Below are 14,203 nucleotides of genomic sequence, written 5' to 3'. Positions count from 1 at the left end.
GCATGAGCGAAAACCAAACGTACGACTCCTCCAGCATTAAAGTGCTGAAAGGGCTAGATGCCGTACGCAAGCGTCCCGGTATGTATATCGGCGACACCGACGATGGCAGCGGTTTACACCACATGGTATTCGAGGTGGTCGATAACTCGATCGACGAAGCTTTGGCTGGCCATTGCGATGAAATTAGCATTGTTATCCACACGGATGAATCGATCACCGTGCGCGACAACGGTCGCGGTATTCCGGTAGACGTTCACAAAGAAGAAGGCATTTCGGCAGCTGAGGTCATCATGACCGTGCTGCATGCTGGCGGTAAGTTCGATGACAACTCTTACAAGGTTTCTGGCGGCCTTCACGGCGTGGGCGTTTCAGTAGTAAATGCCCTGTCTGAATTGTTGCTGCTGACTGTGCGTCGTAGTGGCAAAGTTTGGGAACAGACTTATGTCCACGGTGTTCCTCAGGAGCCCATGCGTATTGTCGGCGAGAGTGATTCCACGGGTACTGAAATTCATTTCAAACCGTCGGACCTTACTTTCAAAAATATTCATTTCAGCTGGGACATTCTGGCTAAGCGTATTCGTGAACTGTCGTTCCTTAACTCCGGTGTAGGAATTGTTTTACGGGACGAGCGCAGTGGTAAAGAAGAGCTGTTCAAATATGAAGGCGGTTTACGCGCATTCGTTGAATACCTGAATACCAACAAGACGCCGGTTAACCAAGTGTTTCACTTCAACATTCAGCGCGAAGACGGTATCGGCGTTGAGATCGCGTTGCAGTGGAATGACAGTTTTAACGAGAACCTGTTGTGCTTCACCAACAACATTCCTCAGCGCGATGGTGGTACCCACCTGGTCGGTTTCCGTTCTGCATTGACGCGAAACCTGAACACCTACATCGAGCAAGAAGGTCTGGCCAAAAAACACAAAGTTGCCACTACCGGTGATGACGCTCGTGAAGGCCTGACGGCAATTATTTCGGTCAAAGTGCCGGATCCTAAATTTAGCTCGCAGACCAAAGACAAGCTGGTCTCATCGGAAGTTAAGACCGCAGTAGAACAAGAGATGGGTAAACACTTCTCCGACTTCCTGCTGGAAAATCCGACTGAAGCCAGAGCTGTCGTTGGCAAAATGATCGACGCTGCTCGTGCCCGTGAAGCAGCGCGTAAAGCTCGCGAGATGACACGCCGTAAAGGCGCGTTGGATATTGCCGGTCTGCCAGGCAAACTTGCGGACTGCCAGGAAAAAGACCCTGCCCTTTCCGAGCTGTATTTGGTGGAAGGTGACTCTGCTGGCGGATCCGCCAAGCAGGGGCGTAACCGTAAAACCCAGGCCATTTTGCCGCTCAAAGGTAAAATCCTGAACGTCGAAAAAGCACGCTTCGACAAGATGATTTCATCCCAAGAAGTAGGTACGCTGATTACTGCGTTGGGCTGCGGTATTGGTCGTGACGAATACAATATCGCCAAACTGCGTTATCACAACATCATCATCATGACCGATGCTGACGTTGACGGTTCGCACATCCGGACCCTGTTGTTGACCTTCTTCTTCCGTCAGCTGCCTGAGCTGATCGAACGTGGCTACATCTACATCGCTCAGCCACCGTTGTACAAAGTGAAAAAGGGCAAGCAAGAGCAGTACATCAAAGACGACGAAGCCATGGAAGAATACATGACCCAGTCAGCCCTTGAAGATGCGAGCTTGCACCTCAACGAATCGGCGCCGGGTATTTCGGGTGAGGCGTTAGAGCGTCTGGTTCACGAGTTCCGCATGGTCATGAAGACCCTCAAGCGCCTGTCGCGTTTGTACCCTCAGGAACTGACCGAGCATTTCATTTACCTGCCGTCGATTTCGCTTGAGCAACTGTCGGACCACGATGGCATGCAGGCTTGGCTGGCTTTGTTTGATGCGCGCCTGCGCGTTGGCGAGAAGTCAGGTCTGGTCTACAAAGCGAGCCTGCGTGAAGACCGCGAACGTAATGTCTGGCTGCCAGAGGTCGAGCTGATTTCACATGGCCTGTCCAACTACGTCACATTCAACCGCGACTTCTTTGGCAGCAACGACTATAAAACCGTAACGACCCTCGGCGAAAAAATTAGCACCTTGCTGGAAGAAGGCGCTTACGTGCAACGCGGTGAACGCAAGAAGCTAGTGACCGAGTTCAAGGAAGCCCTTGCTTGGTTGATGGCAGAAAGCACCAAGCGTCACACCATCCAGCGCTACAAAGGTCTGGGCGAAATGAACCCGGATCAACTCTGGGAAACCACCATGGACCCGGCTGTACGTCGCATGCTTAAGGTCACGATTGAAGATGCTGTTGGTGCAGACCAGATCTTCAACACCTTGATGGGTGACGCGGTGGAACCTCGCCGTGACTTCATTGAAAGCAATGCGTTGGCGGTTTCTAACCTGGATTTTTAAAAGGTCGTTTCGCGCGTGCCGGCAATGCCCTGATCATTGATGAGTAGATTTTTAATATATTACTGAAGTGAATATGATGACTTGGGGCGTTGACCAGCTTTACCAGGAACTGCTTGAACTGGATGAGCACTCTCGGATAGAAGCAAAAAAAGCCGAAGAGATTGGTTCTTCTATCATGCAAACGGTTTGCGCTTTTGCGAATGAGCCAGGGTTAGGTGGTGGATGGTTATTGCTAGGCGTGTCGGAGCCCGATGAATTTCACGCTAGTTACTGGGTAAACGGAATTCAGAATGTTGATAAATTGCTTGGCGATCTACAAACAAATTGCCGTAATCAATTTGAGCAATCAGTTCAGATCCAAAGCAAGCACGCGCTGATTGACGGAAAATTGGTGGTTGCTGTTCACGTTCCTGAGTTAGAGCTAGCAGCTAAACCATGCCGGTTTTCTGGCAAGCTCGATAAGAAAAATAAAAAAAAGACAGGCGTCTGGCGGCGTGGTGCGAATGGTGATTATGAATGTACGGAAGCGGAGCTTGAGCCAATTTTGTTGGCCAAATCAGGAATAGGCTTCGAGCAAACATTACCCCTCGATGCGGAATGGACTGATTTAGATCCTTCAGCAATACAGCTCTATAGAGATCTTCGTAGCAAGGTTAGGTCTCACGCACCCGAGTTGCAGGAGGGTGATGAGGAAATGCTTCGTGCATTAAATCTGGTTAATAAAAGTAATGGGATTTATAGACCAAACCTAGCTGGGCTTTTGCTTTTAGGGAAGGCTATTGCTTTACGACGTCTTTTGCCCGCTATGAGGGTGGACTATGTCCGAGTTCAAGGAAACGAATGGGTGGCAGACGCCGAACAGCGTTTCTCTACTACATTGGATCTCCGAGAGTCTCTGTTACGATTAATACCACGATTAGAAGCGACGATTTTGGACGACATGCCAAGTCACTTTCGATTAAGTGAAAGCCAAACTCAGAGAGCCGATCAGCCTCTTTTGCCGCATAACGTGGTACGTGAGGCCGTAGTGAATGCTGTAATGCACCGCGACTATCAAATTAATCAACCTGTGTTAGTCGTTCGTTACAGTAATCGTCTTGAAATTCGCAATCCAGGCTATTCGCTAAAGCCTGATGTTGAACTGGGAGAAATGGGTTCTCGTCAACGCAACCCTGTGATAGCTGCAGTTTTGTACGAATTGAATTTTGCTGAGACAAAGGGTTCCGGGATTCGCACGATGAAAAAACTGCTGGATGCGGCGGGCCTAACGGCTCCTGTATTTTCATCTAACCGGGAGTCAAATCAATTTGGCGCAACCTATCTTCTTCACCAGCTTCTTGGCGAGGATCAATTGCAATGGCTTAAGCATTTTCAGCATTTTCAGCATTATGGCCTGACGGATAACGAGGCTAAGGCCCTGATATTGGTTAAAGAAATAGGGGCAATCGATAATTCAGCGTTGAGGGCTATAACGGGGCTGGATACCTTACAAGCCAGTCATTTGTTGCGTAAGCTTTGGCAGCACCTAGGTTTAATTGAGAAAGGTGGCAGCGGACGGTCTTCTTATTATGTGCCCTCTCCCATTCTTCTTTTAGGAAATGAACCAGCGCGTCAGTCCTTCCAGATGGAGTTAGCCGTTGGTCAGGAAGCCGTCGACGATGAGGATGTGTGCAGCTTTACCCAGGTATCTGCTGACTTCGCCGTGAATGCTAGTGACTTGCAAGCAAATGCTAGTGACCTACAAGCAAATGCTAGTGACCTACAATCAAATGCTAGTGACCTCGGCTCAAGCGGAGATCAGACGGTTGGCGGTTGCGTGGTATCCGAAGCTATTAAGGTGAAGATTTTAGGCCTCACTGCTAAGGCAAGAAAAGATAAGTTATGGCCAATTATTCTGGAGTTGTGTTCCGGTGCTATCTGTACCGCTGAGCAATTAGCTGGGTATTTGTCTCGAAATGAAGACACGTTAAAGACCAATCATTTAAGAGTAATGCGTGAACTTGGTCTTTTGACATATTTACACCCTGAGGTTATAAATCACCCAAATCAAGCATATAAAACAACCCCAGCTGGATTAGAGTGGATAGCTTCAAGCGCCGCTTGCCAGCGAACCATTTGAATTTGACAGCTAGCAAATTTTGAATGGTAGAGGAAGCACGCTGTGACGGACGCCGACATGTTGGCGAAACTGCAAGCTGAGAACACTCGGTTGATTGCTCTGCTTGACGCTCACTCTATCGATTGGCGTCCTGCAAAGGACTCAATAAAAATTGTCGTCATCCCTATCGAACACTCTTTAACCCTCAGCACCAACGAAAAAATTGATCTTTTCAGACGGTTATTCCGTGGACGCACCGATGTCTACCCCATTCGATGGGAGAGCAAAACCGGAAAGTCTGGATACTCCCCGGCCTGCGCCAACGAATGGCGAGCAGGTGTTTGTGATAAACCGCGAACCAAATGCGGCGATTGCAGCAACCGTCAGTTACTACCGCTTACCAATGAAGTGATTTACCGCCATCTGGCCGGTGACGTGGTCGTCGGTATCTACCCCTTACTACCTGACGACACCTGCTATTTTCTCGCAGTCGACTTTGATGAGGCCGAATGGCGTAATGACGCCCGGGCCTTTGTCCAGTCCTGTCGCGAGCTGGATATTCCCGTAGCACTGGAAGTATCGAGATCAGGGAATGGTGCGCACGGATGGATCTTTTTTGAGCGAAATATCCCTGCCTACGACGCTCGCCGTCTCGGTGCGGCGATCATCAGTCATGCATGTGAGCGTACCCGCCAATTGGCGCTTTCCTCATATGATCGACTGTTTCCAAATCAGGACACCATGCCGAAAGGTGGCTTTGGAAATCTGATTGCACTCCCTTTACAAAAGCGAGCCAGAGCCAACAACAATAGTGTGTTTGTTGATGATTTCTTGGAGCCCCAATCAGATCAGTGGGCGTTCCTCGCTACTATTCAGCGAATGCTCCCGACGGATGTAGAGCCGACTATTGTGCGGGCTACTGGTCATCGTGATCCGTTGGACGTCACCTATGTTGACGATGAAAACTATGTGGCGCCGTGGAAGGGTCGGGAGTCTGAATCTCGAAAGTTGGCTTGCCCACTGCCCGAAACCCTGAGAATTACGCTCGCTAATCTTATCTATTTCGAGAAGTCAGAGCTGCCGCAGCCGTTAGCCAATAAATTAATCAGACTGGCCGCGTTTCAAAATCTCGAATTTTATAAGGCTCAGGCCATGCGGATGTCGGTATGGAATAAGCCAAGGATTATTGGCTGCGCGGAAAACTTTCCGAGCCATATTGCGTTGCCACGCGGGTGCCTTGACTCAGTGTTAGAGCTTTTTGGTGAGAATGGGATTACCCCTGTTTTCAACGATGAGCGCTTCGTAGGTAAGTCAATTGATGTAAGTTTTTCCGGTACGTTACGAGGTGATCAGGAAGTCGCGGTGGCTGCGATGCTTAAGCATGATGCAGGAATTCTGAGCGCGCCAACTGCGTTCGGGAAAACCGTAAGTGCTGCGGCATTGATAGCGAAGCGTGGGGTAAACACGTTGATACTCGTGCATCGAACCGATTTATTGCGTCAGTGGCAAGAGCGCCTCCAGGCATTTCTGGATGTAGGCAAAGGTGTAATCGGAACAATCGGAGGCGGAAAAGCTAAACCTACCGGCATTATTGATGTTGCCGTGATGCAGTCGTTATCGAGAAAAGGTGTGATCAGTGAAAAAATAAAAGACTATGGCCAAATCATCGTCGACGAATGTCATCACCTTTCCGCCATTTCCTTCGAAACCTTACTAAAAAATGCCAGCGCTAAGTATGTGGTGGGTCTAACGGCCACGCCGGTTCGCCGGGACGGTCAACAGCCGATCATATTTATGCAGTGCGGACCTATCCGGCATACAGCGGCCAGACCACAAAGCGCTCCGCGCGATCTGTCTGTAATGCCTCGATTACTGTCCAAGCCGATATCAGTGGCCGAGGGGTCAGGCATTCAGGACGTGTTCCGACATTTATCCAGCGATGCAGAGCGAACTTCCAAGATAGTTGCGGACATTGAATTGGCGTTTAACCAAGGTAGGAAAGTCTTGGTGCTAACCGAAAGAACGGATCACGTGGATATTCTTGAGGCAGAACTGCGTGGGCGTATAGATAACGTGTTTACCCTCCACGGACGTGTTCCGAAAAAACAGCGAATTACGCGGTTGAGTGAACTTGAAGCACTTCCTCCTGATGCCCCTCGTGTATTGCTGGCTACTGGAAAATTGGTAGGCGAAGGCTTCGATCACCCCCCGCTGGACACATTGGTGCTGGCAATGCCAATTTCTTGGAAGGGGATTCTCCAGCAATATGCAGGTCGGTTGCATCGAGAGCATGCGGATAAAACTGACGTACAAGTAATCGACTATGTAGATCTTGGTCATGCAGCTCTACTGAGGATGTGGGAGAAACGCCAAGTAGGTTACAAGGCAATGGGATATCGAGTTTTAGACGGAATCGGCTCAATGGAGCTGCTTTAGAACATCGCTGAATCCCACCTGAACGATTCCCACCGAACGCTGCCTCAACAGTCCCCAGCGCTTTACACTGGGGAACATCCAACCTCCCTGGACGTATCGATGACTGCTGAGACCCATCCAAACCCACTTCTTAAAACCGTCGAAAGCCAGCGCCTGTCGGGTGATGATGCTGATCGTTGGCGTGAGTGGGGACCATATCTCAGTGACCGTCAGTGGGGTACGGTGCGTGAGGACTACAGTGCTGATGGGGATGCCTGGCGTTATTTCCCCCATGACCATGCACGCAGTCGTGCGTATCGATGGGGGGAGGATGGGCTCGCGGGGTTTTCTGACAAAGCGCAACGCTGGTGCCTGGGGCTTGGGCTGTGGAACGAGCGTGATCCGATTATAAAGGAGCGGTTGTTCGGTCTGAATAACTCGGAAGGTAATCACGGTGAGGACGTCAAAGAGCTGTATTTCCACGTTGATGGAATTCCCAGCCACGCCTATATGCGCATGCTCTACAAATACCCGCACGCGGCGTTTCCCTACGATGATTTGGTTCAAGAAAACGGCCGGCGCGGCCTAAACGATTCGGAGTACGAGGTGCTGGATACCGGCGTATTCGACGACAACAATTATTTCGACGTAACCATCGAATACGCCAAGCACACGCCCGACGATATTTTCATGCGTATTACGGTGGAAAATCGTTCGGAGAAATCCGCCCGCTTGCATGTTCTGCCGCATGTCTGGGCGCGTAATACCTGGAGTTGGGGTGATTCAGCCGAACGCCCCGCCTTGGTTCTGCAAGACCAGCAAGTCCTCGCAAGTTATCCCCAGCAGCCTGACAGAGTTGCTACCGCGTGGGGTCCCCAAACCTGTGAATGGCTGTTCTGTGAAAACGATACCAATACTCCCCGCTTAAGCGGTCAATGGGCGAGTGGACCGTTCAAGGATGGGATCAATGACTGCGTAGCCGGCGCAAACGCCAACGCTGTACATCGCGACAATGGGACCCGCGCTGCGGCGCATTTCGTGCTCGAACTCAAAGGCCGCGAAACAGAGGTTATTTACCTGCGCTTTGCTCCCCCAGGTGCCGAGGCCGTTAACGGCAGGAAGCTCGTGGATCTATGCCGCAAGCAAGCCGACGATTATTACGCCGCGCTGCAGCACAACCAAAATGACGCCGATGCCCGTAACGTTCAGCGCCAAGCTTTGGCCGGTTTACTGTGGTCGAAGCAGTTGTATTATTTCGACGTCAATCGCTGGCTGGACGGTGATTCGACACAGCCGCCACCTCCACCCGAGCGGGCCAGTATTCGTAATACTCACTGGCGCCATCTTTCCAATTTTGACATCGTTTCCATGCCCGATAAGTGGGAATACCCCTGGTATGCCTCCTGGGATTTGGCCTTTCAGGCTGTCGCGTTTGCATTGATCGATCCGGTGTTCGCCAAGGAGCAATTGTTGCTGCTGGTGAAAGACCGGTTTATGCACCCGAACGGACAATTGCCGGCGTACGAATGGCGCTTCGATGATGCCAACCCACCCGTCCACGCTTGGGCGTCATGGCGGGTTTATCAAAAGGAAAAGGAGCTGACAGGCGTTGGCGATCTGGATTTCCTTGAGCGAATATTCCATAAGCTTTTGCTGAATTTTTCCTGGTGGGTCAACCGTAAAGACGCCGAAGGTCGCAACGTGTTTCAAGGTGGCTTCTTGGGACTGGATAACATCGCGCTGTTCGACAGATCCGCAGCCATGGCGCCAGGATACGAATTGGATCAGGCCGACGGCACCGCTTGGGTCGCGGCGTATGCCGTCGACCTGATGCGCATCGCTTTGGAGTTAGCCAAACGTAATTCCGTGTATGTCGATATCGCGGTTAAATTCTTTGAGCATTTTTTGTACATTGCCGGCGCGATCAATCGGGGTGATGACAGCTCAGGAGGTCTTTGGGATGAACAGGACAAGTTTTTCTATGACGTACTGCACCGTCCTGATGGCAGCATCGAGCCCGTGCGGCTGCGCTCACTCGTAGGGTTGATGCCACTGTTTGCGGTTCAAGTGTTGGAGCAGCGCGAGCATGAAGGCTTGCCGGGTTTGCGTGAACGGATGCTCGGCTTTCTTCGGCATCGCCCGGACCTTGCTCGATTAATCTCCCGTTGGACGGAGCCAGGTAAAGGCAACCGGCTTCTACTGGCGCTGCTGCGTGGTCAGCGGACTAAAGATCTGCTGTCACGGATGCTCGACGAAAGCGAGTTCTTGTCTGAGTTCGGCATTCGTTCGCTATCGAAGGCTTACGCGGAAAAGCCATTCGGCATGCAGATCAACGGCAATACCCTGTGCGCTGATTATCAGCCGGCGGAGTCAAACTCGCGGCTGTACGGCGGAAATTCTAACTGGCGGGGGCCGGTGTGGATGCCAGTGAACTACATGCTGATCGAATCCCTGCGAGAGTTTCATCGTTATTACGATGACAACTTCCTGGTCGAATTCCCGACGGGTTCGGGATTTCTCTCATCATTGGACGAAGTCACTGACGGCCTAAGCCAGCGTCTGACGCGTCTTTTTTTACTCGATGAAAATGGAAGACGCCCGAGCATGGCAGCTTATCCACAGCTGCAGGCTGATCCGGTAAGCAAGGATCTGGTGTTGTTTCACGAGTACTTCAACGGCGAAACTGGGCGTGGCCTCGGTGCCTCTCATCAAACCGGCTGGAGCGCATTGGTGGCATTGCTGCTGCAAAAATAGCCGGTAACGAAAGTAGTCAACAAGCGTGGCTAGAAAAACTTATGCACGTTTTTGGCTCGCTAATGAACTTTAGAAATAAGCAGATAAATTAGTGGCTTAGAGCACCCTTTCAATAAAATCATAAAATTGGTGCACAGGTTATCCACAAATCAGACAACTGCATTTTCTCCGCTCACCGCGGGTGCAACCACGGAGCCCAAGGCGCGTTGAGTGGCTTCGTTCCAGGCCTGAACGCGGTCGTTGAGCGCTGCAATGGCTCGAGGACCAGTGCCCTCTGCATACATCGGTTCGCCAATGACAACTTCGATGGTACCGGCCTTTTTAGCCCAACCTTCCTTCGGCCAATATTTACCCGCGTTGTGGGCAATAGGTAGCACGGGAAGGTTTGCGTTTACCGCCAGTGCGGTACCGCCCCGTGAGAATTTACCCACTTGGCCAAACGGGACTCGGGTCCCTTCCGGAAAGATCAGTACCCAGACTCCATCCTTAAGCAGCTCGTCCCCGCGTTTGGCGACGTGCTTGAGCGCCGCTTTTGGGTTGTCACGGTTGATCGCGATGGGCCGCAACATGGCCATGGCCCAACCAAAGAAAGGGACATACAGCAACTCACGCTTGAGCACTTGGCTAAGCGGTTCGAAATGCGCAGAGAGGAAGAATGTTTCCCACGTGCTCTGGTGATTGGAAAGAATTACGCACGGCTGCTGCGGGACATTTTCCTGGCCCTTCACTTCCACATGGATATTGAGAAATACCCGGGTTAGCCATAACGCGCAGCGGCACCAGTACACGTTGATAAACCGATAACGCATGCGGAACGGTAAAAACGGGGCGATGAAGAAACTCAGCGTGCACCACATCAGTGAACTGGTGCCCAGCAGCAGGTAAAAGAAGAAGGTTCTGATTGCCTGCATGATCGACATAAGTGCTTTTACCGTTGCGGGCATCGCCCGTCTATTAATGCTGTTGAATAAGACCTGCGGCAACTGCCGCAAGATCGTCAAAAATCAATGTGCCGGTAGGCAGAGGAGAATTCATCGTTCTCGAACCTTTACCGGTCTTCACCAATACGGGCTGACAATCGGCGGCTATTGCCGCAGCCAGGTCACCCTTGGTGTCGCCAACAAACCACACACCCGCCAGATTAGCCGAATAATGCTTGGCGATCGTATTGAGCATGCCCGGTTTTGGCTTACGGCAATCGCAGCCGTCGTCCGGCCCATGTGGGCAATACACGATCAAACCCACTTCGCCGCCCTGCTCCGCCACCAATTCACGCAACCGCACGTGCATGGCATCAAGGGTAGCGATGTCGTAAAACCCGCGGGCTATTCCCGACTGGTTGGTGGCGACGGCCACGGTCCAGCCGGCTTTACTCAGTTGCGCGATAGCCTCGATCGAGCCGGGAATGGGCAGCCATTGCTCCACCGATTTGATGTAAGCGTCGGAGTCATAGTTGATCACCCCGTCCCGATCGAGAATCAGCAGCTTCACGCTTTGCCCCTTCCGTTAGCCCAGCAGCGATATATCGGCAACGCCGAGGAACAAACCGCGCAAGCGAGCCAGTAACGCATAACGGTTCGCGCGAACGCTGGCGTCTTCTGCGTTGACCATCACCGCTTCGAAGAACGCATCAACCGGTTCACGCAGTGCCGCCAGACGCCCCAAGGCTTCGGTGTACTGACGGGAAGCCGCCATCGGTTGCACGGCCTGGTCAGCCTGCTGGATGGCCGAGTACAGCGAGAACTCGTTGGCGTTATCGAAGTACTTAGGTTCAACAGCGCTGGAGATTCCGCCTTGGGCTTTGCTCAGCAGGTTCGACACACGTTTGTTCACGGCAGCGAGCGCTGCGGCTTCAGGCAATGTGCGGAACGCTTGAACGGCTTGAACCCGCTGATCGAAATCAAGGGCTGACGCTGGTTTCAGTGCGCGTACCGACAGGTAGACCGCAACCTCAACCCCTTCATCTTCATAGCGCGCACGCAGGCGGTCGAAGATGAATTCCAGCACTTGATCGGCCAAGCCAGCCGGTTTGATCTTGGTGCCGAATTGGCCGACAGCAAAAGCAACGGTCTGCACCAGATCAAGGTCCAGTTTCTTGTCGATCAGAATTCGCAGTACGCCCAATGCAGCGCGACGCAGTGCGTACGGGTCTTTGCTACCGGTAGGCAGCATGCCAATACCGAAAATGCCGACCAAGGTGTCGAGTTTGTCGGCAATTGCCACGGCTGCACCGGTCAGGGTGGTTGGCAATTCAGCGCCAGCACCGCGCGGCATGTACTGCTCGTTCAAAGCCAGCGCAACGTCTTCAGGCTCGCCGTCTGCCATTGCGTAGTAATAACCGGCAACGCCTTGCATCTCCGGGAATTCGCCGACCATCTCAGTCGCCAAATCACACTTCGAGAGCAGACCTGCACGGCCAGCGCGCAGTGCATCACCGCCGATACGCGAAGCAATGAAAGCCGCCAGCTTCGACACACGTTCGGCTTTATCGAACACGCTGCCCAGCTGTGCCTGGAATACGACGTTTTGCAGGCGCTGGTTGAAGGTCTCCAGCTTCTGCTTTTTGTCTTGTTTGAAGAAGAACTCGGCATCGGTGAGGCGTGGGCGAACCACTTTCTCGTTACCCGACACGATTTGCGCCGGGTCTTTGCTTTCGATGTTGGCCACGGTAATGAAACGCGGCAGCAACTTGCCCTCGGAATCCAGCAGGCAGAAATACTTCTGGTTGTCCTGCATGGTGATGATCAAGGCTTCTTGCGGCACTTCAAGAAAGCGCTCTTCGAACGAACACACCAGCGGCACCGGCCATTCGACAAGCCCGGTGACTTCGTCGAGTAGGCTTGGCGGCACGATGGCAGTGCCTTCGTGCTGGGTGGCCAGTTCAGCAACGCGCTTGCTGATCAGCTCACGGCGCTCAGTGAAGTCAGCCAATACATAGGCGGCACGCAGGTCTTGCAAGTAATTGGCCGGCGAGGTGATGCGCACGTTTTCCGGGTGATGGAAACGGTGACCACGGGAATCTCGTCCGGATTTTTGAGCGAGGATCGTGCAGTCGATCACGTGATCGCCGAACAACATCACCAGCCATTGGGTTGGACGAACGAACTCTTCTTTGCGCGCACCCCAACGCATGCGTTTTGGAATCGGCAGATCATTCAGCGAGTCTTCAACGATGGTTGGCAACAGGCTGATCGTTGGTTTGCCAACGATGTTCTGGCTAAAGCGCAGCTTCGGGCCGCTCTGATCGATTTCGCTCAGCTCGACGCCGCACTTCTTGGCGAAGCCCAGCGCGGCCTGGGTTGGATTGCCGTCGGCGTCGAAAGCAGCCTGCCGCGGCGGACCGTCCAGGTTAACGCTACGGTCTTCCTGCTGGGTCGTCAGTTGCGTGATCAACACGGCCAGACGACGCGGTGCAGCGTAAACATGCGTGGCGGTGAAGCTCAGGCCAGCAGCTTGCAAGCCTTTTTCGATACCGGCCAAGAACGCGTCACCCAGAATGCTCAGGGCTTTTGGAGGCAGTTCTTCGGTGCCCAATTCAACCAGGAAATCTTGAGCACTCATTGTGCAGCCTCCAGCTTAGCCAACACTTCGTCACGTATACCGGGCGGCGCCATCGGAAAGCCCAGTTTGGCGCGGGCCAGCAAGTAAGCCTGGGCAACGGAACGAGCCAGCGTGCGGACGCGCAAAATGTATTGCTGACGTGCCGTGACCGAGATTGCCCGGCGCGCATCCAGCAAGTTGAACGTGTGCGATGCCTTGAGCACCATTTCATAGCTTGGCAATGGCAGCTCAAGCTCGATCAGGCGCGCGGCTTCGCTTTCATAGAAGTCGAACAGCTCAAACAGTTTTTCGACGTTGGCGTGTTCGAAGTTATAGGTCGACTGCTCCACTTCGTTCTGGTGGAACACATCGCCATAGGTCACTTTGCCGAACGGACCGTCGGTCCACACCAAGTCGTAGACCGAATCGACGCCTTGCAGGTACATCGCCAGGCGCTCTAGGCCGTAGGTGATTTCGCCGGTGACCGGGTAGCACTCAATGCCGCCGGCTTGCTGGAAATAGGTGAATTGCGTGACTTCCATGCCGTTGAGCCAAACTTCCCATCCCAGACCCCAGGCGCCCAGTGTTGGCGACTCCCAGTTGTCTTCGACGAAACGAATGTCATGCACCAATGGATCGAGGCCGACGTGCTTCAGGGAGCCGAGGTACAGCTCCTGGAAATTGTCCGGGTTGGGCTTCAATACCACCTGGAATTGATAATAGTGCTGCAAGCGGTTCGGGTTTTCGCCATAACGACCGTCCGTAGGACGACGGCTGGGCTGCACATAAGCAGCGTTCCAGGTTTCCGGGCCGATGGCGCGCAGAAAGGTGGCGGTATGGAATGTGCCGGCGCCGACTTCCATATCGTAGGGCTGAAGTACCACGCAACCTTGCTCGGCCCAGTATTGTTGGAGGGCGAGGATCAAGTCTTGGAAGGTACGCACGGCTGGCGTAGGCTGGCTCACGAAATTCACCT

8 protein-coding genes are annotated in these 14,203 nt (G+C 52.8%); 4 read left to right on the top strand and 4 right to left on the bottom strand.

Going from position 1 to position 14,203, the window contains the following annotated elements:
* The first annotated feature begins 2 nt into the window (after positions 1-2).
* From gyrB to RHM65_RS06085, 4 genes are all read left to right on the top strand, one after another.
* Entirely contained in the window at positions 3-2,420 is a 2,418-nt protein-coding gene (gene gyrB, locus RHM65_RS06100; protein ID WP_322184485.1) for a DNA topoisomerase (ATP-hydrolyzing) subunit B, read from the top strand.
* 73 nt (positions 2,421-2,493) lie between these two features.
* Positions 2,494-4,539, top strand: a complete 2,046-nt coding sequence (locus tag RHM65_RS06095; RefSeq protein ID WP_322184484.1) for an ATP-binding protein — start codon at positions 2,494-2,496, stop codon at positions 4,537-4,539.
* A gap of 57 nt (positions 4,540-4,596) precedes the next feature.
* Positions 4,597-6,954, top strand: coding sequence for a TOTE conflict system archaeo-eukaryotic primase domain-containing protein (locus RHM65_RS06090; protein ID WP_416195120.1), 2,358 nt, complete (start codon positions 4,597-4,599; stop codon positions 6,952-6,954).
* A gap of 99 nt (positions 6,955-7,053) precedes the next feature.
* Positions 7,054-9,687 (top strand): MGH1-like glycoside hydrolase domain-containing protein, encoded by a 2,634-nt coding sequence (locus RHM65_RS06085; protein WP_322184482.1) that lies wholly within the window; start codon positions 7,054-7,056, stop codon positions 9,685-9,687.
* A 149-nt stretch (positions 9,688-9,836) separates the two neighbouring features.
* Here the strand turns inward: RHM65_RS06085 and RHM65_RS06080 are convergent, their stop codons facing one another.
* The 4 genes from RHM65_RS06080 to glyQ are packed head-to-tail and all read right to left on the bottom strand — an operon-like array spanning position 9,837 to position 14,192.
* Positions 9,837-10,607 (bottom strand): lysophospholipid acyltransferase family protein, encoded by a 771-nt coding sequence (locus RHM65_RS06080; RefSeq protein ID WP_322171301.1) that lies wholly within the window; start codon positions 10,605-10,607, stop codon positions 9,837-9,839.
* Positions 10,608-10,641: 34 nt separating this feature from the next.
* Complete coding sequence (gene gmhB, locus RHM65_RS06075; protein WP_322166836.1) at positions 10,642-11,178, bottom strand: D-glycero-beta-D-manno-heptose 1,7-bisphosphate 7-phosphatase; 537 nt, start codon at positions 11,176-11,178, stop codon at positions 10,642-10,644.
* A gap of 15 nt (positions 11,179-11,193) precedes the next feature.
* Positions 11,194-13,248: a glycine--tRNA ligase subunit beta gene (gene glyS, locus RHM65_RS06070; RefSeq protein ID WP_322166837.1), complete on the bottom strand. Its 2,055-nt coding sequence runs from the start codon at positions 13,246-13,248 to the stop codon at positions 11,194-11,196.
* Positions 13,245-14,192: a glycine--tRNA ligase subunit alpha gene (gene glyQ / locus RHM65_RS06065; RefSeq protein WP_299828526.1), complete on the bottom strand. Its 948-nt coding sequence runs from the start codon at positions 14,190-14,192 to the stop codon at positions 13,245-13,247. The genes glyS and glyQ overlap by 4 nt, the downstream gene beginning before the upstream one ends.
* Positions 14,193-14,203: the final 11 nt, after the last annotated feature.

It is taken from the genome of Pseudomonas sp. CCI4.2 (assembly GCF_034350045.1).
Lineage (GTDB): Bacteria > Pseudomonadota > Gammaproteobacteria > Pseudomonadales > Pseudomonadaceae > Aquipseudomonas.
This window is presented reverse-complemented; position numbering and strand designations above follow the sequence as displayed.